At 71.8% G+C, this 23,569-nt stretch carries 17 protein-coding genes and 1 pseudogene; 8 read left to right on the forward strand and 10 right to left on the reverse strand.

Going from position 1 to position 23,569, the window contains the following annotated elements; translation table 11 throughout:
• The first annotated feature begins 183 nt into the window (after positions 1-183).
• Positions 184-3,282 (forward strand): glycoside hydrolase family 2 TIM barrel-domain containing protein, encoded by a 3,099-nt coding sequence (locus FB157_RS21570; RefSeq protein ID WP_145882134.1) that lies wholly within the window; start codon positions 184-186, stop codon positions 3,280-3,282.
• Positions 3,283-3,589: 307 nt separating this feature from the next.
• Here FB157_RS21570 and FB157_RS21575 read toward each other — a convergent pair whose 3' ends face one another.
• On the reverse strand, positions 3,590-5,218 hold the full coding sequence (locus tag FB157_RS21575; RefSeq protein WP_145882136.1) for a multicopper oxidase family protein: 1,629 nt from the start codon (positions 5,216-5,218) through the stop codon (positions 3,590-3,592).
• A 95-nt stretch (positions 5,219-5,313) separates the two neighbouring features.
• Positions 5,314-6,032 (reverse strand): annotated as a pseudogene (locus FB157_RS21580) (2OG-Fe(II) oxygenase).
• A 137-nt stretch (positions 6,033-6,169) separates the two neighbouring features.
• On the opposite strand from FB157_RS21580, the gene FB157_RS21585 reads away from it, so the two are divergent.
• From FB157_RS21585 to FB157_RS21595, 3 genes are all read left to right on the forward strand, one after another.
• A complete protein-coding gene (locus tag FB157_RS21585; RefSeq protein ID WP_094221974.1) occupies positions 6,170-6,409 on the forward strand; it encodes a hypothetical protein in 240 nt (79 codons plus the stop codon).
• A gap of 3 nt (positions 6,410-6,412) precedes the next feature.
• Positions 6,413-6,790: a toxin Doc gene (locus tag FB157_RS21590; RefSeq protein WP_145882138.1), complete on the forward strand. Its 378-nt coding sequence runs from the start codon at positions 6,413-6,415 to the stop codon at positions 6,788-6,790.
• 482 nt (positions 6,791-7,272) lie between these two features.
• Positions 7,273-8,958, forward strand: a complete 1,686-nt coding sequence (locus tag FB157_RS21595; RefSeq protein ID WP_145882140.1) for an RICIN domain-containing protein — start codon at positions 7,273-7,275, stop codon at positions 8,956-8,958.
• Between the two features lie 48 nt (positions 8,959-9,006).
• On the opposite strand, the gene FB157_RS21600 is transcribed toward FB157_RS21595, so the two are convergent.
• The 4 genes from FB157_RS21600 to FB157_RS21615 form a co-directional block, all read right to left on the reverse strand.
• Positions 9,007-10,176 carry a lactate 2-monooxygenase gene (locus FB157_RS21600; protein WP_145882142.1) on the reverse strand — a complete coding sequence of 390 codons (1,170 nt, stop codon included), beginning with the start codon at positions 10,174-10,176 and terminating at the stop codon, positions 9,007-9,009.
• Between the two features lie 143 nt (positions 10,177-10,319).
• Positions 10,320-10,991, reverse strand: a complete 672-nt coding sequence (locus FB157_RS21605; RefSeq protein WP_145882143.1) for a cyclase family protein — start codon at positions 10,989-10,991, stop codon at positions 10,320-10,322.
• Entirely contained in the window at positions 10,988-12,580 is a 1,593-nt protein-coding gene (locus FB157_RS21610; RefSeq protein WP_145882145.1) for a cytosine permease, read from the reverse strand. Before FB157_RS21610 ends, FB157_RS21605 begins: the two co-directional genes overlap by 4 nt.
• A gap of 157 nt (positions 12,581-12,737) precedes the next feature.
• On the reverse strand, positions 12,738-13,301 hold the full coding sequence (locus tag FB157_RS21615) for a hypothetical protein (RefSeq protein WP_145882147.1): 564 nt from the start codon (positions 13,299-13,301) through the stop codon (positions 12,738-12,740).
• A 324-nt stretch (positions 13,302-13,625) separates the two neighbouring features.
• Here FB157_RS21615 and FB157_RS21620 point away from each other — a divergent pair, with 324 nt between their 5' ends.
• On the forward strand, positions 13,626-14,060 hold the full coding sequence (locus tag FB157_RS21620; protein ID WP_145882149.1) for a protease inhibitor: 435 nt from the start codon (positions 13,626-13,628) through the stop codon (positions 14,058-14,060).
• Here FB157_RS21620 and FB157_RS48580 read toward each other — a convergent pair.
• Together FB157_RS48580 and FB157_RS21630 are read right to left on the reverse strand one after the other, a co-directional pair.
• On the reverse strand, positions 14,057-14,875 hold the full coding sequence (locus tag FB157_RS48580) for a methyltransferase (protein WP_315903829.1): 819 nt from the start codon (positions 14,873-14,875) through the stop codon (positions 14,057-14,059). The genes FB157_RS21620 and FB157_RS48580 overlap by 4 nt on opposite strands.
• 63 nt (positions 14,876-14,938) lie before the next feature.
• Positions 14,939-16,444, reverse strand: coding sequence for an MFS transporter (locus FB157_RS21630; RefSeq protein ID WP_145882151.1), 1,506 nt, complete (start codon positions 16,442-16,444; stop codon positions 14,939-14,941).
• 245 nt (positions 16,445-16,689) lie between these two features.
• On the opposite strand from FB157_RS21630, the gene FB157_RS21635 reads away from it, so the two are divergent.
• From FB157_RS21635 to FB157_RS21645, 3 genes are all read left to right on the forward strand, one after another.
• Positions 16,690-19,347, forward strand: a complete 2,658-nt coding sequence (locus FB157_RS21635; RefSeq protein WP_186581625.1) for a substrate-binding domain-containing protein — start codon at positions 16,690-16,692, stop codon at positions 19,345-19,347.
• 71 nt (positions 19,348-19,418) lie between these two features.
• Positions 19,419-19,739 (forward strand): helix-turn-helix transcriptional regulator, encoded by a 321-nt coding sequence (locus FB157_RS21640; RefSeq protein WP_145882155.1) that lies wholly within the window; start codon positions 19,419-19,421, stop codon positions 19,737-19,739.
• Positions 19,740-19,767: 28 nt separating this feature from the next.
• Positions 19,768-20,295, forward strand: a complete 528-nt coding sequence (locus FB157_RS21645) for an SRPBCC family protein (RefSeq protein WP_145882156.1) — start codon at positions 19,768-19,770, stop codon at positions 20,293-20,295.
• 3 nt (positions 20,296-20,298) lie between these two features.
• Here the strand turns inward: FB157_RS21645 and FB157_RS48585 are convergent, their stop codons facing one another.
• Together FB157_RS48585 and FB157_RS21655 are read right to left on the reverse strand one after the other, a co-directional pair.
• On the reverse strand, positions 20,299-20,673 hold the full coding sequence (locus FB157_RS48585) for an FAD-dependent monooxygenase (protein WP_261386421.1): 375 nt from the start codon (positions 20,671-20,673) through the stop codon (positions 20,299-20,301).
• A gap of 70 nt (positions 20,674-20,743) precedes the next feature.
• A complete protein-coding gene (locus tag FB157_RS21655; RefSeq protein WP_145882158.1) occupies positions 20,744-23,569 on the reverse strand; it encodes an NHLP bacteriocin export ABC transporter permease/ATPase subunit in 2,826 nt (941 codons plus the stop codon).

Genomic DNA, 23,569 nt, shown 5'->3' on the forward strand with positions numbered 1-23,569 from the left:
ACCCCGACCCCCGCAGACCGGGCCGACCCCTCGAACACGGTCAAGGGGGAATTCAGGCCGAAGTGCCGGCCAGGGCAGGTACCGGGTGCGGCGCCCTTGACGATCGCCGGTGGCGGACCGTCAGAATCTGTTTGTTCACGATCAGTTGTGAGTACTTCTGGGCCCTGATGAGGGAGAGCCGTCATGACGGTCACTCGCAGATCGGTTCTGGTCGCAGCCACGGCAGCGCCCGCGGCCGGAGCACTCCTGAGCGGCTCGGACGCCGTGGCCGCACCGGCCGCCGGGGCGTCCGGTGCCGCGCCGGGACGCCACACCGTCCCGCTGCGCGAAGGCTGGCGCTTCGCGCTGGTCAACCCGGGCGGCATCACCGACCCGACCGGCGCCTACGCACAGGCCGCCGAGCCCGGGTACGACGACTCGGCCTGGCGCGAGGTGACCGCACCCCACGACTGGAGCATCGAGCAGACCCCCACGACGGACCACGGCACCACCAGCGGCACCGGATTCCTCCCGGGCGGCCTCGGCTGGTACCGGCTTGCCTTCACCCTGCCGCCCGCCCATGCCGGCAAACGCGTCTCGGTGGAGTTCGACGGCGTCTACATGGACTCGTACGTCTACTGCAACGGCACCGAGGCCGGCCGCCACCCCTACGGCTACACCGGCTTCGCGCTCGACCTCACCGACCTGGTGCACACCGACGGCAGCACCCCGAACGTCCTCGCGGTCAAGGTCGGCAACCAGCTGCCGAGCAGCCGCTGGTACTCGGGCAGCGGCATCTACCGCGAGGCACGCCTGGTGATCACCGAGCCCGTGCACGTGGCCCGCTGGGGCACGTACGTCACCACACCCGAGGTCGGTCCGGACCGGGCCGTGGTGCGGGTCGCCACCACCGTGCTCAACGAGTCCGGCGCCGGTACCGACGTCGAGATCCTGTCCCGGATCACCGGCCCCGACGGCCGCACGGTCGCCCGCACGTCCACCACCGCCGCCGTCTCCGAGCAGGCCACCGAGACCCACGAACTGACCGTCCCCGAACCCCTCCTGTGGCACTTCACGAGCCCGGACCACCGCTACACCCTGCACACCGAACTCCGCGCCGGCGGCCGCACCACCGACACGTACCGCACCCCCTTCGGCATCCGCACCTACCGCTTCGACCCGGACGAGGGCTTCTCCCTCAACGGCACCTACGCCAAGATCAAGGGCGTCGACCTGCACCACGACCAGGGTGCCCTCGGCGCGGCGATCAGCGTCGACGCGGTGCGCCGGCAGATGACGATCATGAAGTCGATGGGCGTCAACGCCTTCCGCACCTCGCACAACCCGCCCTCGCCGCAGATGATCCAGGTCTGCGAGGAGCTGGGCATCGTGATGATGGTGGAGGCGTTCGACTGCTGGAGGACCGGCAAGACCAGGTACGACTACGGCCGGTTCTTCGACGAGTGGTGCGAGAGGGACGCCACGGAGATGGTGCGGGCGGCCCGCAACTCGCCCGCCGTCGTCCTGTGGTCCATCGGCAACGAGATCCCCGACTCCACCTCGACCGCCGGGCTCGCCATGGCCGACCGGATCATCGGCGCCGTCAAGGCCGCCGACGGCACCCGCCCGGTCGTCATCGGCTCGAACAAGTACCACGGCCTGCCCGCCACGGGTTCCGCGGCCGACCGCATGCTCGCCAAGCTCGACGGCCTGGGCCTGAACTACAACACGGCCAGGTCGGTCGACGCCCTGCACGCCAGGTACCCCCACCTGTTCCTCTTCGAGTCCGAGTCCTCCTCGGAGACCTCGACCCGGGGCTCGTACCAGGAACCGGAGCACCTCAACACCGGCGAGAACCACACGCCGGGCAGGCGGGAGACCTCCTCCTACGACAACAACCTCGCGTCCTGGACGATGAGCGGTGAGTACGGGCACAAGAAGGACCGGGACCGGAAGTGGTTCGCGGGGCAGTTCCTGTGGTCGGGCATCGACTACATCGGCGAGCCGACCCCGTACGACGTCTTCCCGGTGAAGGCGTCCTTCTTCGGCGCCGTCGACACGGCCGGCTTCCCGAAGGACATGTACCACCTGTTCCGCAGCCAGTGGACGACCGAGCCGATGGTCCACCTGCTGCCGACGACCTGGAACCACGAGGAAGGCGCCACGGTCGAGGTGTGGGCGTACGCCAACGTCCCGTCGGTCGAGCTGTTCCTCGACGGACAGTCCCTCGGGGTGCGGGAGTTCGACGCCAAGAAGACCACCGACGGCCGCGGTTATCTGGAGACCACCGAGGCCACCGGCGACGACAAGACTTTCACCGACGGCCCCTACCCGGGCAGTTACACCAGCCCCAACGGCAGTGCGGGCAAGCTGCACCTGACCTGGAAGGTGCCGTACCGGCCCGGTGAGCTGAAGGCGGTGGCCCGGCGGGACGGCAAGGTGGTCGCCACCGACGTGCTGCGCACCGCGGGCGCCCCGCACGCCGTGCGCCTGACCGCCGACCGGGGGTCCCTGGCCGCCGACGGCCGTTCACTGGTCTTCGTGACCGCCGACATCGTGGACGCGCACGGAGTGGTCGTGCCCGACGCCGAGCACCTCATCGCCTTCGACGTGACCGGCGGCTCCCTGGCCGGCCTCGACAACGGGCGCGAGGAGAGCGCCGAGCGCTACCAGGCCAGTACCCGCACCGCGTTCCACGGCAAGGCCCTCGCCATCGTCCGTTCCGGCGGCGAGCCGGGCACCCTGAAGATCACGGCGCGGGTGGACGGCCTGCGCAAGGGCACGACGAGCGTGCGCACCACACCGGCCCGCGGCGCCGCCACCGCCGATGCGCCCGCCTTCGAGCCCGGCTGTCCGGCCGCCCCCGACCATCCCCGTCCGGACGCGAGTTACTCCGGCCGCCCGGACACCCTGCCCGCGGCGATGCTGGACGGCGACCCGGCCACCGGCTGGTCCAACGCCTTCGCCAAGTCGGCCACAGCCCTGCTGCCCGCCTTCGACGGGGCCCGCGCCGAGGACTGGGTGTCGGTCGACTTCGGGCGGGCCCGGACCGTCGACCGGGTGGCGGTCTCCTTCACGGTCGACGGCACCCACGCCCTGCCCGCCGCGGTCGAGGTGGCGGTGTGGGACGGGAGCGCCCATGCGCCGGTGACGGGCGCCGCGGTGGACTGGGCCACCGCCTCGGACAGCCCGACGGTGATCACCTTCGACGCGGTACGCGGCTCACGCGTGCGCCTCACGCTCACCAGCGCGCACCCGGGCGAGGCCGGGGGAGCGGTGCGCATCAGCAGGCTCGACGTCTAGTCCGTTCGAGGGTCCTGACGGGGACGGCGTGCGCAGTCGTCCCCGTCCGCACCGTTGACGGGGCTCATGTCTGGAACAGGCATGGTGCGCATCCGCACCGGGGAGCGCTCCTGTCACGGGGGCGTCACCCGCACCGGACCCGTACGCACAGAGCGGACCGCGGGGCTGCACGGGCCGGTTCTGCGACGTGGACGACATCCAGTCCTGGTCCACCGGCGAAACGGCCGTCAACCGGAACGCGGCGCCGGCCTGGACGGCCTCGTTCGTGGCGGACCAGGGGCAGGAGTGTCCCCTCCGGATCACCCGGTCACTTGCGGTACCCGAGGATGGTCATCATGCCGCTCTCCGAGTGGTACTGGTTGTGGCAGTGGAGCATCCAGAGGCCGGGGTTGTCGGCGTCGAAATCGACGACCAGCTTGCGGTGCGGGAGCACGATCGCGGTGTCCTTGCGCGCGCCGGCGGCGTCCAGCCCGGTCAGGGCGAACGTGTGACCGTGCAGGTGCAGCGGGTGCCACATGTCGGTGGCGTTGATGAGGGTGAGCCGCACCCGCTCACCGGCGCGGACCGGGTGGCGCTGACGCTCGTCGTACTGCTCGTGGTCGAAGCCCCAGTCGTACTTCTCCATCGTGCCGGTGACCCGGATGCGCATCTCGCGGTCGGGTTCTCGGTCGTCGAGGACCACGGAGTCGGCCGGTACGAGGCGGCGGGCCGGGACGACCTCCCCGTCGAGCTCGTCCGGGCGGACGCCGGCCGGGGGAACGGTCCTCCCCTTGTCGGTGCGCAGGACGGCGAGGGCCTGGCCCTTCTTGCCCTCGGCCAGCGCGACGAGGGGGAAGACACCGTCCTTGGCGGTGACGAGAACGTCGTAACGTTCCGCCATGCCGATGAGGAGGGCGTCGGTCGTCCTGTGCTGCACCGGATAGCCGTCGGTGTGCGTGACGGTCAGTCGGTGGCCCGCCAGCGCGACGCGGAAGGCGGTTTCGGAGCCGGCGTTGATGATCCGCAGCCGGATGCGCTCACCGGGGCGGCAGCGGAACGTCGAGGGCTGGGTCGGAATGCGGCCGTTGGCGAGGTAGAGCGGATAGTTCACGCTGCCGGCCTCGCCGCGCAGCAACTGGCTGTGCGAGCCGTGCAACACGCGCGAGGGGCCGGAGGACTTGTGCGAGGGTGAGGCGTGCGGGCTCGCCGGCTTGCCGGAACTGTGATCGTCCTGTCCGGGGCCCATGGCCATGCTGCCCATCTTCATGCCCGCCGGCATGAGCTGGGCGAGCACCCCGTCGGGGGTGGAGCCGTCCACGCCGTCGAGCCAGTCGTCCAGCATGAGGATCCATTCCTTGTCGTACTTGAGGGGCTCCTTGGGGTCGTCGACGATGAGCGGGGCGTACAGACCGCGGTCGGGCTGGAGCCCGACGTGGGAGTGGAGGAAGTAGGTGCCCGGATGGGCGACGGTGAACCGGTAGGTGAAGTCGTCTCCCGCGTCGATGGCCCGCTGGGTCAGGCTCGGAACGCCGTCCATGTCGCAGCGCATGCGCACGCCGTGGGAGTGGAGCGTGGTGGTCGTCGGCAACCGGTTGGCGAGGTTGAGGCTGAGCACGTCGCCGGCGGTGACGCGCACCAGCGGCCCGGGCAGCTGGTCGTGGTAGGCCCAGGTCCGCACGTGCCGCCCGCCCAGGTCCAGTGTCGTCTCGGCGGCGGTCAACTTCAGCATGCGCACCGGGCCGGAGCCGCGCTTGCGCTCGGCGGCTCGGACCTCCGGACCCGCCGGCTCGACATATCCCTTGGGACCCGGGGGGACGAAGTCCCCGGCGCCGGCCGCCGCGCCCCGTCGTGGGCTGGGGTGGGGGTGGGAGCCGGAGTCGGTGCAGGCAGCCAGGAGTCCCGCGCCGGCGGCAGCGAACGGGGCTCGGAGCAGGGTACGCCGCGAAGGTGTGTGCATGAATGAAATAAGACACGTTTTGCGCTGATATGTGAGGGAACCTCGGCGGCGCGTCTGGTGATGTCGGGTCGCCGAGGCGGTGGAATCCGGCCGTCTCAGGCGGCGTCGTGGAACACCAGCCCCAAGGTGCGCCGGCGGCCGGACCGCACGGTGCTCACCCCGTGCCGCACCGCTCCGGCCGGCCATCCGCGGCGGCTGGGCACGGGCCGGTCGCGGGTCGTGAACACCAGGCCGTGTCCCTGTCGCAGGACGGTCGCGGTGCCCCGGGACTGGGCGCGCGCCCGCTGCTCGACCAGCAGGAACTCGCCGCCGGTGCAGTCGGTGCCGTACGCGTCCAGGGCGATGACGAGCTGGAGCGGGAAGACCAGCTCGCCGAACACGTCCCGGTGCAGGGCGTTCCAGTCGCCCGGACCGTGGCTCAGCAGGATCTGCGCCGACCGGTCCCGGCCGACGGCACGGCAGCGCTCCAGCCACTCGGGCAGGGAGTCCGGCCAGGGCGCCGGACGGTCCAGCCGGGCCGCCCGGTCCCGGGCGACGGGGAGCAGACGCGGATGGAGGGCGGCCCGCAGCGCGGCCACGGGGGCGGGCAGGTCGTGGGTGAAGTAGCGGTACTCGCCGGACCCGAACCGGTGCCGGGCCGGACGGTGGTGCGGAACAGCTCGGGCCTGTCGTACAGGGCCGCCAGGCCGGCGCACTCCTCGGGTGTGAGCAGCGGGCCCGTGGGCGCGCACCGGTGCTCGTCCGACTGGGCCGCGAGCGCGGCCCAGTCGGTGCCGGCCACGCGACGGCGGGCCTCGGCCGGGGTGAACTCCATGGGTCCGGTCTGCTGCGCCCGGCGTCGTGCCACCGGCGGCATCCGGACGCCGCGCTGAGGGCCGGTAGGTACCGCATTGCATACTGCCTGACCTGGGTGTATTTACGGGTGAGTACCCGCGCGGTACCGTGAGGGGCATGCCAGCTCTCAACGTGGAGTTCAGCGAACGCGAACTAGAGGACCTGCGGCAGATCGCCAAGGAGCGGGGTACGTCGATGAAGGCCCTCGTGCGCGAGGCCGCCGCCGCCGACATCGCCCGGCACCGGGCGCTGCAGGAGGGCGCGGAGGCCTTCCGGAGCTTCTTCACCGCCCATGCCGAGGAGTTCGCGGCCGCGTTCCCCGACGACGAGGCCCCCGCCAAGGGCGAGGCCGCCTGAGCGATGCCCTCCGTCATTCATATCGACGTCCCGTGGCTGCTCCAGCGCCACGAGGAGGTCCTGCCCGATCAGCCCACCGTCGACGACTTCTCCGCGCTGGTCGCCGCCGTCGCCCGGCACCGTGTCGACCCGCCCCGGCTCGGGGTGGACTCCGATCCGGCCTGGCGGGCCGCCGCCCTGCTGCACACCCTCACCATGCTCAAGCCACTACCCGCGGCCAACGCCCGCTTCGCCTGCGCGACCGCGGTGGCCTACATGTTCGTCAGCGGCGTCGGCATCGACCCGCCCTACGGCGCCCTGGTCGACCTCGCCCGCGACCTGATGTCCGGCAAGGCCGATGTGTACGGGGCGGCCGACCGGCTCCGTTCCTGGCAGATCTGATCCGGGCGGATCCGACACCGCCCACGGCCGCCGGGGGAAGCCGCCGGGGCCGCCGGCCGCGGGCGGGAGGAACGGGGCCGGCGGCCGGTTCCGCGCAGAAGAGCCGCCGTTCTGCGCGAGGCCTTCGAAGAGGGCCGGAACCCAGTCCACTCCCGGACCGCAGGCCCCGGGAGCGTGCGCGGCCGACCGGTGTGTGCGCACCCTTCACACGGGGCGCACGGAAAACCGAAAGCCGCAGCGGCGGACCTGCGACCCCTGCCGAATTCTGACTTTCTTTCAAACCGGCCGATGTCGTACGTGCGCCTTGTTGCATGTGTGGAAGTTGTGCAAGGGTTGAAACGACCGTGCGGGGGGTAATCGCCGGAGTCCTTTCGGCAGTTGGGGAACCGGGCCGGTAGTGCCGCACCGGAGAATTCCCGCTCCCCGCGCGCACATCCCCGAGATGGGCGCCAACTCGCCATACGCACAAAGGAATCCACTCAGTGCCCACCCCCCACCCCCCTCGTCCTCCCTATCCGCCCCCAGGGGGCGATACCGGGGAGTCGGACGAGTCCCTCGCCGCGCCGCTGCGCGCCGGCTCCGACGCGGAGGCCTCCCGGTCCGCCGCCCTCCTGATGGCCCGGCACTGGCAGCCGGTCCACGACTACGCGGTCATCTGCCTGGCCGCACCCGGGCCCCTCGCCCACATGGTCTGCGCCGCGGCCTTCCACCAGGTTCTCGACCGGCTCGCGCTCGGTGAACCCGCCGACGCGATACGGCCGCGCCTGCTCGTGGCGGTCCGGGACACCGTCGTGAACTGGGCCGCCACGGACCCGATAGCCGACGTCCTGCCGGGTCTTCTGAAACCCGCCGGTGGTCGCGGTATGCGTACCGCGAAGTCCCTGATACCGGAAAACCGTGCACTGTCCGAACATTCTTTCCAGAGCCTTCCCCGGCTCGAACAGGCGTTGCTCTGGCACACCGAGGTCGAGGCCGAACCGATAAGCGTCCCCGCGGGACTGCTCGGCATGGACTTCGACAGCGCGGCGGCCGCACTCGATCAGGCCCGCGACACATTCCGGGAAGGATGTGTCCGCGCCCATCGGGAACTGGCGCCGAGCACCGACTGCCGCCACTACAACCGCCTTCTCGACGTACCGATCCGCCGGGGCGGCGCACTGCTGCCGGACGTCCAGCAGCATCTCTCCGCCTGCCCCTACTGCCGGCACGCCGCCGAACAACTGGGCCAGATCGAGGCCGGACTCGGCGTGCTGCTCGCTGAGGCGGTCCTCGGCTGGGGCGCCCGCCGGTACCTGGAGTCGCGCCCCGGCCGCCGGCGGCCCGGCCCCGCGCGCACCCGGGGCACCTCCCGGCGCTCCGGTGGGCGCAGACGCGGCGGCGGCAAGCCCGGACTGCTCGGCAGGGTCGCGGTGCCCGGTGGCCGCCGGCGGGGCACGGCAGAACCCGGGACCTTCACCCGCACCCGCGGGCGCCGGGCGGCCGACGACGGCTGGTCGTCCAGGACGCTGCTCACCGGAGTCGGGGTCGCCTCGGCCGGGCTGCTCGCGACCGTCCTCGCGATCAGCGTGTGGCCGGACGGCGGCGACACCACCGACCCGGTCGCCTCGACGGGCGCCGCCCCCGGCACCGACGCCCGGTCCCCGACCGGCTCGGCCACCGCACCCGGCAAGGCGGGTCTTCCCACGGCCGGCCGGGCGACCCGGCTGCACAACGCCGCCGCCGACCTGTGCCTGGACATCAAGGGCGAGCCCGCGGCCGGCGCGAGTGCCACGCTCGCCGTCTGCTCCTCCGCGCCCACGCAGCGGTGGACGTACGAGACCGACGGGCTGCTGCGCAGCGTGGCCGGCTCCGGCCTTTGTCTGGACTCGCACGCCGACGCGGGCGTCGTCATCCTCGGCACCTGCGCCGACGTGGGCGCGCGGCGCGGTGACGACGTGCGCTACGGCCTGACCGCGCAGGGCGAGTTGCTGCCCCGCTGGGACGAGACCCTCGCCCTCGCCACGGCCGGCGAGACCGCGGGCGCCGACATCGTCGTCAAGGTCAGGGACCGCTCCGCCGGGCAGCGCTGGCTGACCGACGGGCCGTCGGCCGGACCCGGCTCGCTGTCGATAGCCGGCACCCAAGGGCCGTCCGCACAGCCCGCGGAGCTGCCCGGAACGGGTACGTAGCGGCGATCGGTGTGTCCCGCCGCTGGCCTGCGGCGGGACACACGCCTGTCAGCCGGCGGCCTCGACGAGGTCGTCCGCCGTGACGGTGGCCGGGGTGGCGTGTCCGGACAGGGCGAGCGTGAGGTCCAACTCCGCGAGCAGACAGCGGACGACGTGCTCCACGCCCGCCTGCCCCTCCAGGCCGAGCCCGTACACGTACGGCCGCCCCAGCAGCACCGCCCGGGCGCCGAGGGCGAGGGCCTTGAACACGTCGTCGCCGGTGCGCACCCCGCTGTCGAACAGCACCGTCAGCCGGTCGCCGACCGCGTCCGCGATCCGGGGCAGCGCGTCGGCCGCGGCGACGGAGCCGGCCACCTGCCGGCCCCCGTGGTTGGAGACCACCACCCCGTCCATCCCGGCGTCCGCGGCGAGCCGGGCGTCGTCCGGGTGCAGGACACCCTTGAGAACGATCGGCCCGTCCCAGTGCTCGCGCAGGAACCCCAGGTCGGGCCAGGTGTGGCCCGCGTCTCCGAACAGCCCGAGGAAGTGCAGCACCGCCGCGTTCGGGTCCACGTGCACCGGCTTGTCGAGACCCGACCGGAAGGCCGGGTCGGTGAAGTAGTTGGCGGTGCCCACCCCGTGCAGGAACGGCAGATATGCCTGGTCCAGATCGCGCGGCCGCCACGCCAGCAGCGGGGTGTCCAGGGTGACGACCAGCACCGAGTACCCGGCCGTCCTCGCCCGGGCGAGGAAGCTCCGGGTCACCTCACGATCCTTGCCCCAGTACAGCTGGAACCAGCGCTCGGCGTCCCCCATCGCCTCCGCCACCTGCTCCATCGGCGTACTCGACGCCGACGACAGGATGTAGGGCACCCCCTGCGCGGCGGCGGCCCGGGCGGCCGCGGACTCGGCGTCCGGATGCATGATCGACAGCACGCCCACCGGGGCCAGGGCCAGCGGCGCGGGCAGGGAGCGGCCCAGCACCCGTACCGACAGGTCGCGCTCCTGCACGTCCCTGAGCATGCGCGGCACGATCCGGCGCCGGGCCAGGGCCGCCCGGTTGGCGAGTGCCGTGCTGCCGTCGCCCGCGCTGCCCGCCACATAGCCCACCGGGCCGGGCCCGAGCCGGTGCGCGGCCAGCTCCTCCAGCCGGGTCAGGTCCGTAGGCAGCCGGGGCACGGCCCCTGACATCCCGTTGAGATAGATCTCGTACTGGAAGTCCGCCCAGTGCTTCGCCATCCGGCCGTCCGCCTCTCGTTGCTGAGTACGCGCTGCGGCCCGACCATACTGGCGAGTAGACGCACGTCGGCAGGGGGCCTCGGGCGCGGCCGGCCGCTTGCCGGGGATTGCGGCCCGGCGGCCGGCGACGGCCCGTACGGCGCTCAGCCGACCCGGGCGACCGCCCGGACCGGAGCGCCGTCCGCCCCGGGCAGCCGCAGCGGGAAGAGGAACACCTCCACCGCCGCCGCGCCCACCAGCCGCTCCAGCCCGGTGAGGTTCTCGGCGATCACCCCGCCGGCGCCGCACAGCATCCGATGGGCGGGCAGTCCGAAGTCGGCCTGTGGATCACCCGGTTGGGGCGTGGGGTCGACGCTGAGCGCGTCGACGGCCACCGTGCGTGCGCCCGCCGCCACCACGGCCCGGGCCGACTCCGGGGTCAGCCAGGGGTGGGCGAGGTACGCGTCCGTGCCCCAGTGCGCCGACCAGCCGGTGACGAGCAGCAGCAGCGCGCCCGGCGTCTCGGCGAGCGCGTCGAGCGCGGGGGCCAGCAGGGCCGGGGTGATCGGCGCCCGGACGGGCAGCCCGCGGACGTCGGCCACGACCGCGGGCCCCGCGAACCGGTCCAGCGGCAGCTCGTCCAGCCGGGGCCAGGCGTCGTCTACGTGGTACGGCGCGTCGACGTGGGTGCCGGACTGCGAACCCAGGTGCAGGGACAGGACGTTGACGCCGTCGGCCGGAGCCCGCAGGGCGGGCGAGACCGTGACCTCCGGGTCACCGGGACAGACGGGCATCCCGGTGGCCACGGGCACCGACAGGTCGAACCACCCGGTCATCGGCCGCCCTCGGCCGCGAGCACGGTCGGCACCTCGTCCGCCGGAGCACCCGGACCGGTGATCGGCGGCACCGGGGCCTCGACGGTACGGGCCAGGCGCGCACCCTCGGGCCCGTACACCGCCCGGGGTTCGGGGAACAGCCGCAGCAGCGCCAGGAACAGCACGGCGGCGACCGCGAGCGACAGCGGCAGGCTGATGTCGACGCCGTTCGCCAGGTCGCCCAGCGGTCCGACGAACTGGCCCGGGATGTCGGTGAACAGCACGCCGATCACGGCGGCCACCCACCAGGCCGTCATGCCGCGCCAGTTCCAGCCGTGCGCGAACCAGTAGCGGCCGCCGCGCTGACGGCGGTTGAAGACCTGCAGGGCGTCCGGGTCGTACCAGCCGCGGCGGGTGTAGAAACCGAGCATCATCACGACCATCCACGGTGTGGTGCACGTGATGATCATCGTGGCGAACGTCGAGATCGACTGCACCAGGTCAAGGCCGAACCGGCCGATGAAGATGAACGCGATGGACAGCACCCCGACCAGCAGCGTCGCCCGGACGCGGGACAGCTTCGGGAACACCGACGAGAAGTCCAGGCCGGTGCCGTACAGCGAGGTGGTGCCCGTCGACATGCCGCCGATCAGCGCGAGCAGGCACACCGGCAGGAAGAACCAGCTCGGCGAGATCGCCAGCAGTCCGCCCACGAAGTCGGGGGCGGCCGGGTCGACGTACTTCGGGGCCTTCGTCGCGATGATGCTCGCGGTCGCCAGACCGAAGACGAACGGCAGCAGCGTCGCGATCTGCGAGAGGAACGCGGCACCGACCACCTTGCGGCGCGGGGTGTCCGCCGGGATGTAGCGCGACCAGTCGCCCAGGAACGCCCCGAACGACACCGGGTTGGACAGCACGATCAGGGCCGCACCTATGAACGACGGCCAGAACAGCGACTTGGTCGCCGCGTCCGCCGAGGCCGTGAAGACACCGGCGTACGAGGCGTCGAAGTCACCGGCGAAGGCGATCGCGCCGAGCAGGAACAGCACGGTCGCCGAAGTCACGGCGATCTTGTTCACGAAGAGCATGAACCGGAAGCCGTAGACGCACACGGCGAGGACCAGCCCGGCGAACAGCGCGTAGGCGACGACGTAGGACAGCGTGCTGCGCTCCAGACCGAACAGCCGGTGCGCGCCGCCGACCAGGGCGTCGCCGGAGCTCCACACCGAGATGGAGAAGAACGCGACGGCCGTCAGCAGCGACAGGAACGAGCCCACCACACGGCCGTGCACACCCAGGTGCGCGGAGGACGACACGGCGTTGTTGGTGCCGTTGACCGGGCCGAACACGGCCATCGGACACAGGATCAGCGCGCCTGCGACGACCCCCAGGAGGGTCGCCGCGAGTCCTTGCCAGAAGGAGAGCCCGAATAGGATCGGGAACGCGCCGAGGACGCAGGTGGAGAACGTGTTGGCACCACCGAAGGCGACCCGGAACAGGTCGAGCGGGGTCGCGGTGCGGTCCGCGTCCGGGATGCGCTCGACGCCGTAGGGCTCGACCTCGGTCAGGGACGGCGGCGCGGCGGGGGAGTCGGGGGACTGAGCGGTCAAGGCGGGCTCCAGCGAGTATGCGGCGGTGGAGCGCTTCGTGGCGCGGCGGTGACGGACGACCGTCGCAGCCGCAGGGGTGTGCGACGCGGGAGGGAGGACGTCCCGGAGGGGTCTGCTGACGGTAAGGCGCCGGAGAAGACCCCTGCCAGAAGACGTTTCATCCATCTTCGCCGTCGTCACTGGAGGAATCGGCCACCTCCTCGCTGTCCGGTCCCTGCGCCCTGACCCGCTGGACGTGCTCCAGGGACTCGCGCAACTCGGCCAGCCAGTCGTCGGTGTGACGCTGCACCAGACGCACGCACCAGGCGAGGGCGTCGCTGCGGCTGCGCGCCACGCCCCCGGCGATGAGGGTGTCCAGGACCTGCCGCTCGGGCTGCCGCAGCCGGGTCATCACCGGCGCGGCCACATGCGTGAACAGGGCGCGCTCCGCACCGCACACCACGCCCCAGGACACCTTCCGGTGGAACAGGTGCTCGGCCTCACGGGCCACCTCGATCCGGGCGTCGCGGGTCCGCTCCCGGAACTCCTGGATCCGCGCCCGTACGGCGGCCTCCCGCTCGGCGTCCGAGGCGCCCTCGGCGAGCCGCGGCTCGGGGACGCGCCCGATCACGGTGATCTCCTCACGGTCGGGGGTCACCTCGACCAGTTCCTCGAAGAGATCGTCGGGCAGGCGGCCGGCGAACCAGCCGCGCAGTTTCTCTCTCTGCTCTGTCGTAATCATGTAATCACAATTACTCCGACGGTTTCATGAACACAAGGCGTCACGAAGGGGTTCGCCGAGGGCTGAGCCGGAATGTTTCAGGCCTATTAACTAAGCGGTGGTTTTCAGCCATTCGACCGCCACCTGCGATCAAGAACCGCTCAGTCATGGGGTCGACGCGGTCGATTTCCGTAACTTCACGCCACTGTTTCAACACGCAAGGTTACTGAAAGATGTGGGTTCGATGTGTGTTTCGTCGACGGACTCGGCAGAGTGTCGCTCGCCGCTCCGGCGCCGACCGGGCTGGAGCGCGACCCGTCTGTTTCGAGCGGAAGGATGCACACAATGCGGAACACCGCGCGCTGGGCAGCGACTCTCGGCCTCACGGCCGCCGCCGTCTGCGGACCCCTGACCGGGGCCGCCGGCGCTGCACCGGCTGCCGGCCCGTCGTCGCTCTACGCCCCTTCGGCGCTGGTCCTCACCACCGGCCACGGCGACAACGCGGCGACGGCCACTCCGGAGCGCGCCGTCACCCTGAACTGCGCGCCGACGGCCTCCGGCACTCACCCTGCCGCGGCCTCTGCCTGCGCCGAACTGCGCGGCATCGGCGGCGACTTCTCGGCCCTGCAGGCCCGGGACGACGTCTGGTGCACCAAGCTGTACGACCCCGTGGTCGTCACCGTCCAGGGCGTCTGGCAGGGCAAGCGCGTCTCCTACGAGCGCAGCTTCGGCAACACCTGCATGAAGGATGCGCTCAACAGCAGCGTCTTCTCCTTCTAGGGACCGGGATCGCGCGGTCCCCGCATCGCCGGATCAGGCTCGCAACTGGGGAGTGCGGCCCCTGGAGCGGGGAACCCGCGATCTCGCACCGGGACCGACGGGCGGAGTGGGGCCGCCCGCCGGCTTCCGGGCACCAAGCCGCTCCCTGGGCACGGCCTGTGGGGGGTCGTCCCGGGGAGCGGCGAAAAACAACTGGTTTCAACAGGTGTCCACACCACGAATTGGTGACTCGTGTCGTACACGAGGTGACGACGCCAACACCCGCCCGTGCACGGACAGTTGCCGTGCCGGGCGCGACGCGTTCTCAGGTGTCCGGCCACGGCGTGCGCCGTGGCCACCAGGCCGGCACCGCCCGCCGGCAGCGCTCGTACTCCGCGCCGAACCGGCGCACCAGCCCCGGCTCCTCGTCCCGGCGGACGAACGCCCAGGTGAGTGTCCAGGCCCAGGCCGGCCGCGTATACGAAGAGCGCCGGCCGGGCGAGCAGCAGACCCTGGCCGCACAGCACGGCGACGACCGCGAGGTAGATCGGATTGCGGACGTACCGGTACGGTCCGCTCACCACGAGCCGCGCGGGCGGCGCGACGGGCGCCGGGGTGCCGAGCCCTTCCAGGGTGAACCGCGTGAAGGCTTCCAGGATCACCGCGGTACCGGCCGCCAGGGGAACGAGGCCGAGCAGCCGCAGCGGCAGCCACCGGTCACCGGCCTGCCAGCCGTCGGTCAGCCACCACGGGACCAGCACGGCCGCGCTGCCGGAGACCACGACGAGGAACAGGCGCTGCCCAGCGCCGCCGACGCCTTGCGCATACCTCCACACGGCAGCGCGGAGGGGCCGCCGTCTCCCTGCTGACGGCGGCCCCTCCGGCCATGGAACACGGCCCTACATGTGGACGACGGGTGCGGCCCCGGCGTCCTGCTTCGGCACCCCGCGCCGGTAGAGCAGGAACGTGATGGCCGTGCCCGCGGCGAAGAGGCCCGCCGACCACCAGAAGGCGGTGGTGTAGCTCTCGATCGTCGCCTGCGCCTGCACCACCTTGCTCGCGGGGTTGTGGCCCGAGAGGTAGTCGGTGGCGGCGCTCGAGGCGAGGGTGCTCAGCAGGGCCGTACCGATCGAACCGCCCACCTGCTGCATGGCGTTGACGGTCGCCGAGGCGACACCCGCGTCCTCGGCAGCCACCCCGCCGGTGGCCAGCTGCATGGCCGGCGGCATCACCATGCCGAGGCCCACGCCGATCACGATCAGCTGCGGCAGCACCGCGCTGACGTAGTGGGAGCCGAGCCCGATGCCGGTGAGCCAGGCCATGCCGGCCGTGGCGATCGCGAAGCCCAGCGGGATGACCGCCTTCGGGCCGATGCGGGGCATCAGGACCGTGGTGCCGACCTGTGCGGTCACCATCAGCGCGCCGACCATCGGCAGGAAGGCCACGCCCGTCCTGGTGGGGCTGAAGCCGAGGTTGAGCTGGAGGTAGTAGGTCAGGAAGAGGAAGACGCCGAACATGCCCGCGCCGGTGATCAGCACCGCGAGGAACGAGGCGCCCCGGTCACGGTCCAGCAGGATGCGCAGCGGCAGCAGCGGGTGGGCGGCCCGGGCCTGCCACCAGGCGAAGGCCGCCAGCAGGAGTCCGCCCGCGATCAGGAAGCCCCAGGTCAGCGGCGAACCCCAGTCGTGGGTCTCGGCGTTGGAGAAGCCGTACACCAGGGAGAACAGGCCGGCGGCGACCAGGACCGTGCCCGGCACGTCGAGCCTGGCGCCGGCGGCGTCCCGGTGGTTGCCGAGCAGTACCCAGCCGCCGACGAAGGCGACCACCGCGATGGCCACGTTCACGTACAGGGTCCAGCGCCAGTCGAGCGCGTCGGTCAGCACACCGCCGAGCAGCAGGCCGACCGCGCCGCCGGCGCCCGCGATGGCGCCGTACACGCTGAACGCACGGGCCCGTTCCCGGGCGTCGGTGAAGGTGGTGTTGAGCAGGGACAGCGCGGCCGGAGCGAGCAGCGCACCGAAGGCGCCCTGCAGGGCGCGGGCGACGACCAGCATGGTGAAGCCGTTCGCGGCACCGCCGAGCGCGGAGGCCGCGGCGAAGCCGACGACGCCGATGAGGAAGGCGGGCTTGCGGCCGAAGAGGTCGGCTATCCGCCCGCCGAGCAGCAGCAGTGAGGCGAAGGCCAGCGCGTAGGCGGTCACGATCCACTGCCGGCTGTCGTTGGAGAAGCCGAGGTCGGCCTGGGCGGACGGCAGGGCGATGTTCACGATCGTCGCGTCGAGGACCACCATCAGCTGGGCGACGGCGATGATCGCGAGGATCCACCACCGCCTGGCCGAGGCCTCGGCGTGAGCCTTCGCGAGGGCCCCCGTGCGGGGGCCGTCGGTCAGGGTGTTCTGGGGCATGGGGAACCACTCCAGGGAAGTCGTTCGAGGAGTTCGAGGGGGAGGCGCGACAGCGGCCTAAACGAAACCGTTTCGTACACATGGAGAGTAGGGGAGTTTCAGCGAAACGGCAACGTTTCGTTTTCCGGAGTGGTTCGACCTGGTCCCCTGGTGCGTCGGTGTCCGCTACGGTGGCGCCGTCGGCATGGGGGCTCTGAGTCGAGAATCGGTTACAGGTGGTAAACATTTCTTCTGGTCCCGTCGCGGTGATCCTGACCGCGCTGCAGGTCGAGTACGACGCGGTGCGGGGGCGACTCGGGGACCTCACCAGGGACGACGTCGACGGTGGCACGATCTTCGAGCGGGGCCGGCTGCCCGGCACCCCGTGGACCGTCGTCCTGGCGCAGACCGGTCCCGGCAACGACAACGCGGCCGTGGTCACCAAGCACGCCCACGATCTGTACCGGCCCAAGGTCCTGTTCTTCGTCGGCGTCGCCGGCGGCCTGAAGGACGGCGTGGGGATCGGCGACGTCGTCATCGGCGAGCGCATCTACGACTACCGCGAGAAGCAAGGCCCGGACGGCGGCCACTACCGGCCCCGTGAGTGGGAGGCGCCGTGGTGGCTCCTCCAGCACGTCAGGCACATGGCCTTCGGGCGTGAGATCGCCGGCCGGGTCAAGGTCGCGCCGATCGCCTCCGGGAATGTCGTGCTCGACCGGGAGAACTCCGAACTGGGCGACCTGTTGCGCGGCAACTACGACGACGCCGTCGCGATCGAGATGGAGAGCGCCGGCGTGCGCCGGGCCGCCCAGATCGTCGGCGGAATCGACACGCTGACGATCCGCGGGATCAGTGACAAGGCCGACGGGGGCAAGCGCCGGGCGGACGCCGGCGGTTCCCAGGAGATCGCGGCATGGAGTGCGGCCGCGGTGGCCGTGCGGATCCTCGCCTCGCTGGCGCCCGAGGAGGGGAAGCCGTCGTCCGCCCAGCGCCCGCCCCGCGGTCTGCGGGCGCTGCTGTCACGCATCGGCTCGGGCGGCAGGGTCCGGCCCTCCAGGCGTACCCGTGCCGCCCTCATAGCCTGTGGCCTGGTGGCCGTGGTCGGAGTGCCCGTCGCCGTCCTGCACGACGGCACGAACGATTCCGGCACTTCGTCCACCGGCTCGGCGCTGGAGTCCTGCGCGGTGTCCCAGGCCCGCGTCAAGCTTCACGTCGCCGCGTCCATCGACCTCTCGAAGTCCCTCGACGACGCCGCCAGTGCCTACAAGCCGCGGCGAAGCCCCGACGGCACCTGCGTGAAGATCGAGGTGTCGTCCGTCAACTCCGGCACGGCCATGCGCGCCCTGCGCCGAGGCTGGCCCGAGGGCGACGGGCCGCGCCCCGACGTGTGGTCGCCCGCCGGCAGCGAGTGGGTCGACCTGGCCCGGACGACGAATGAAGGGCGGCGGCTCCTGCCGGAGAGCGAGCCGCAGTCCATCGTGACCAGCCCGCTCACCATCGCGATGCCCGAGCCGATGGCGCGGACCATGGGCTGGCCGGAGGCCACCATCGGCTGGAGCGACCTGGCCAAGTGGGCCGAGGACCCCACGCACTTCTGGAGGGAGCACGGGAACAAGCAGTGGGGCGCCCTCAAGCTGGGGAAGACGAACCCCGACTACTCCACGTCCGGACTGAACGCCACCGTCGGCGCCTTCTACGCGAAGACGGGCACCACCGGCGAGCTGTCCGTCCGCGACGTCGACTCGTCCGCCAACCAGGCCTTCGTCCGGAACATCGAGAAGTCCGTGGTCCACTACGGCGACACCACCCTGACCTTCCTGGCCAATCTGCGTGCCGCGGACGACAGGGGCGGCCGCGAGGAGGTGCTCAAGTACATCTCGGCCGTGACGGTCGAGGAGAGCGCGGTCGTCGCTTACAACAACGGGTATCCCTGTGGGGCCTACAGCTATGCGCGCGGCTGCAAGAAGAGGGGCGAGCCGAAGACGCGCCTCGTCTCCTTCTACCCGAAGGACGGCGACCCGGCCAGCGACCACCCCTACGTCCGGCTGGGGGGCATGAGCAAGGCGAAGCAGAAGGTGTCGGACGACTTCCTGAACTATCTGCACAGCGCTGACGCGTACCGGAAGTACTTCGCGCCGTACGGCTACCGGACCCACGAGAACAAAGTCCTCCCGCACACGGGGATCGACCAGGATCACGGCGCCCTCGACGCCCCGCAGGCCAAGGGCTACGACGCGCCCGACGGCCAGGTGCTCGACCGGCTGCAGCAGGTGTGGGCGACCCTGCGCCGCAGGGCCAACGTGCTCGTGGTCATCGACACCTCCAAGTCGATGGACGACAAGGTGCCGGGCACCGGCCGGACCAAGATGCAGCTGCTGCAGAAAGCCGAACACGCCCTGTTCGACTACTTCGCCGACACCGACCGCGTAGGACTGTGGGAGTTCTCGAACGCTGCCAATCTGGGCGGCAAGCACCACTACCTCCCCCTGGTGGACATCGGTCCGATGGGGGAGAAGCTGACGGACCACCACGGCCTGACCCGCAGCGACGCACTCAAGGCCGAGGTGAGCGGCCTTGTCCCCGACGGCGCGACCGGCCTGTACGGCACGGTCGACGCGGCGGTGGACTCCATGCGCAAGGACTACGATCCGGCGGCCATCAACGCCATCGTGCTGCTCACCGACGGCCGCAACGAGGGTGTTCCGCCCACTCCGACCCTCAAGGACGTGCTCGCCAGGATCGGCACCCCGGACCAGCGGGTCCGCGTGTTCACGGTGGCCTACGGGTCGAAGGCCGACCAGCAGGACGTGAACGGCAGGACCGTGCTGGAGGAGATCGCCGCCGCCACCGGCGCGCACGCCTACGACGCCAAGGACCCGAAGATCCTCAATGAGGTGCTGACCAGTGTGATCTCCAACTTCTGAGGGCCCGGCCCGCTGGGCCCACGACCATACATTCCTTGATGGGAATATAACCGCAGAGGCATATTGGTCCCATGTCCGACGCCGCGCTCTGGACCGCTCTCGCCGACCCCCACCGGCGGGCCATCGTCGCTCTGCTCCTGGAGCGGCCCCGGCCCGTCGGGGAGATCGTGGAGGCATGCGGACTGAGCCAGCCGAGCACCTCCAAGCATCTGAAGGTGCTCCGCGAGGCGGGTCTGGTGCGGGTCAGGCAGGACGCGCAGCGCCGCGTCTACGCTCTCGACCCGGCCCCGATCGCCGCCCTCGACGCCTGGCTCGCCCCGTACCGCAGGCTGTGGAACAGCAGCCCCGACCGGCTTGGCCGCCGCCTCGACGAGACGTCGGACGACACCTGACACCCCGCGTCGCGAAGGACGAAACACCATGTCCGTCGAGCTCACCGGCACCTACCTGACCCTCGACGACGGCCGCCCCGCCGTCCGCTTCAGCCGCACCTACGACCACCCCGTCGACCGCGTCTGGCAGTTCGTGACCGACCCGGACGAACTCGCCCAGTGGTTCCCCTCCCGCGCCGAGATGGACCTGCGCCCGGTTGGAGCCATCCGGTTCAGCGGCGACCCCAACCTGCCGGAGTCCACCGGCAAGGTGCTCGCCGTCGACCCGCCCCGCCACCTCTCCTTCGAGTGGGGCGGCGACGAACTCCACATCGACCTGGAGGCGGCAGGCGAGGGACGCACCCGGTTCACCCTCACCGACGTCCTCGTCGCCGAGAACACCGCCGCCCGCAACGGCGCCGGCTGGGAGGTCTGCCTCGCTGCCCTGGACGCCAAGGCCAGCGGCACGCGCCTCGAAGGGCCCCACGCAGGGGCGAGCGCGCCCTGGAAGGAGTTCTACGACGGCTACGTCGGAGCCGGTGTGCCCTCGGGCGCGCCGGTGCCGGGCCTGGACTGACCCTCAGGCCCGGACCGGCCCGGGGGCGAACACCCGGGTGAGCGCCGCGCGGAGCGGCCCGGGGCCGGCCGGGGGAACCCGCGCGCCGAGACACCCGTCCGGGCGTACGAGGAACGCCTCGCTCCCGGATGCCCCGTACCGCTCGCGGAACTCACCTCGGCCGTCGCGCAGCACCGGCAGGGGCAGCGGGCCGGCGTCCACCCCTTCCGGCGGCACGCAGTAGCAGGTCAGCCGGTCATGCGCGAGGCCGCGCGCCGTCTCGGCCCGCTCCGCAAGCCTGTCGACAAGTCGGCAGGCGACACCTCGCCGGCTCAGTTCGAGGGCGGCGGTCAGGCCGACCGGTCCCGTACCGGCGATCAGTACCGCGGTGTCCGTCATGAGCGTCTCCCGTGCTGCCCCGGGCACCATGGTCGCCCGGGGGGCCGACGCGGCGACCCGGCCGGACGCCCTATGCCAGCTGCCTGCGCACCAGCTCGTGCAGCCGCCCCCCGGTGTCCGCGAGCAGCCGGCCGGGCGGGCCCTGCTGGATGACCTTGCCGTCCTCCATGACGACGACCCGGTCCGCGTCCAGCACCGTGGACAGGCGGTGGGCGATCACGATGCGCGTGGCGTTGAGCTTGCGGGTGCTCTCGATGACGATGCGCTGGGTGTCGTTGTCGAGGGCGCTGGTCGCCTCGTCGAAGAAGAGGATGCGCGGGCGCCGGATCAGCGCCTGGGCGATCATCAGACGCTGCCGCTGCCCGCCGGAGATCGCGCCGTTGCCCGCGACGATCGTGTGCAGGCCCATGGGCATGCGCTTGATGTCCTCCGCGAGGCCCGCCATCTCGGCCGCCGCCATCGCCTCCTCCGGCGTGTACGGCTCGGTGCCGCAGATGACGTCCAGGATGGAGCCGGTGAACGGCTGCGCGTGCTGGAGCACGACCCCGCACTGCCGGCGCACGGCCGACTGGTCCAGGGCCGCCAGGTCCTGCCCGTCGTACAGGACGCTGCCCGAGACCGGCTTGTCGAAGCCGATGAGCAGCCGCAGCAGCGTGGACTTGCCGCAGCCGCTGGGGCCGACGACCGCCACGAACTCGCCCGGCCGGACGGCGAAGGACACATCGTCCAGGACGAGCGGGCCGTCGTCGGCGTACCGGAAGGACAGCCGGCGGGCCTCCACCGCGCCGGACAGCGGGCCCGGCCGGGTGCTCGCCGTGCGCACCTCGGGCGTGGCGTCCAGGACCGGCTTGATCTCCTCGAACAGCGGCAGCGCGGCAACCGCGGAGACGAAGGAACCCGTGAGCTGGGTGACCGAGGTCAGCACCATCGTCACCGACGTGTTGAAGGTGAGGAAGGCCGCCGCCGACATCGCGCCCCTGGCCGGACCGGCCAGCAGCATGAACATCAGCAGGGTGCACACCGGCAGGTAGACCGCGCCGAGCACGGTGGTGAGGTTCTTGATCCGGCCGACCTTCTGCTGGAGTTCCCGGCTGCGCGCGAACTCCCCCGCCCAGGCGGCGTAGGCGTAGTTCTCCGCCGCGGCGACCCGCAGCTTGGGCAGGCCGCGCAGCGTCTGGAACGCCTGGTTGTTCAGCTTGTTGCCGAGCGTCACGAGCCGGCGCTGCCAGCGCACCTGCCACAGCCCGAGCCCCAGGAACACGGCCGCGATGACGACGAGCATGCCGATCGCGGCGAGCGCCATGGGCACGCTGTACCAGAGCAGCAGACCGAGGTTCATCGCCCCGACCGTCACCGACTGCGCGACCACCGGGCCGACGCCCGCCAGCAGCCGCCGGATCGCACTGATGCCCATGGCGGCACTGGCGAGTTCACCGGTGGAGCGCTGGGTGAAGAACCGGGTCGGGAGCCTGAGCAGCCGGTCCCAGACGGCGGGTTGGAGCGCCGACTCGATACGGCCCTCCAGACGCAGGATGGTCAGGTTCTCCAGCAGCGTGAACGCGGCCGACACGACCCCGCTGATCATCACCGCCAGACAGACCTGGACGATCAGGCCCGTCTGGGCCCTGGGCACGTACTCGCCGAGCACTTTGCCCGTGGCGATCGGCACCAGTGCGCCGATCGCCACCGTCACCAGCCCGGCGAGCATCAGGTTCAGCAGGTCGCCGCGGGTGCCGCGCAGACTGAACCGGAGCAGCCCGAGCGGGCTGAGCCCCCGCTCGGGCAACGGCCGGTAGAACATCACCGCGCGCGGCTCGAACTCCTCCGCGTTCGCCTTCTCGATCGGCGTCTCGCGTCCGGTGCCCGGGTGCACGGCGACATACCCGCCGCGCCGCCAGAGCAGGGCGACCGGCGCCCCGGACAGCGCCCGGTGTCCGACCAGCGGGCCCACGTTCTCGCGCCACCAGCGTCCGTCCAGGCGGACGGCCCGGGTGCGCACCCGGGAGGCCAGGGCCACCCGCTCGACCGGGTCGAGACGTTCGCTCTCGGTGCCGCTCTGCGCGGGTTCGGCCAGGGTGATCCCGGCCGCCTCGGCGACGAGCTTGCAGGCCGCGTGACTGGCGTCGGCGTCCGCGGCCGTCGTACGCCGGGCCGGGCGTTTGCCGATGGAGGCGAGCAGGGTCTGGTCGGCCTGGGCGCGGACCGCCTCACCGGCCTTGATACCCGCGGCCGTACGCGTCTCGTGCGTGCGCTCCAGCTGCTCGATCCACCGGTCCAGTGCGGTCAGCAGCCGGTACTGCTGGTCGACCATGCTCTGCCACAGCGCCGGGTCCATCAACAGGTCGGCGGCGGCCTCCGCGCCGTACAGGGAGCCGTACTGCACGCTGCCCGGCGGCACCTGCATCCAGAACACGTCGTCGTCCGCCGGGGCGGCGGACGGCTCCTCGGCCATCGGAGCCTGGAAGAGGACGGACAGACCACGGCCGACGCCCAGCGCGACCGCGTACTCCAGCGGGCTCGACGCCGGGGGCACGTACTGCGGGTTGCCGTACTCGTCGTACGACCACGTCTGGGTGTGGGCCGGCTGGTACAGCTCGCGCAGGTTGATCCGGTGCACCACACAGTCCCGCGCCGGGCGCGCGACCAGGGTGTGCTGCGGTCCGGCGACCGGGCCGAGCAGCAGCGCGCCCGCCTCCAGCCGGCCGAGGTGGTGCCAGTGGCCCTGCTGTGCGGCGTCCACCGCGAACAGGTCCAGCGCACCGGCCATGACCAGCCACAGTACTTGCGGACCTTCCAGGTCCAGCCGGTTGGATCCCGCGCAGTCGACGCGCGTGCCCATGGACCCCAGCGCACCGAGTACGAGATCGCCTTCGTACCCCTCCTGAACAGTCGTCAT

This window comes from Streptomyces sp. BK340, from assembly GCF_007827595.1.
GTDB lineage: Bacteria > Actinomycetota > Actinomycetes > Streptomycetales > Streptomycetaceae > Streptomyces.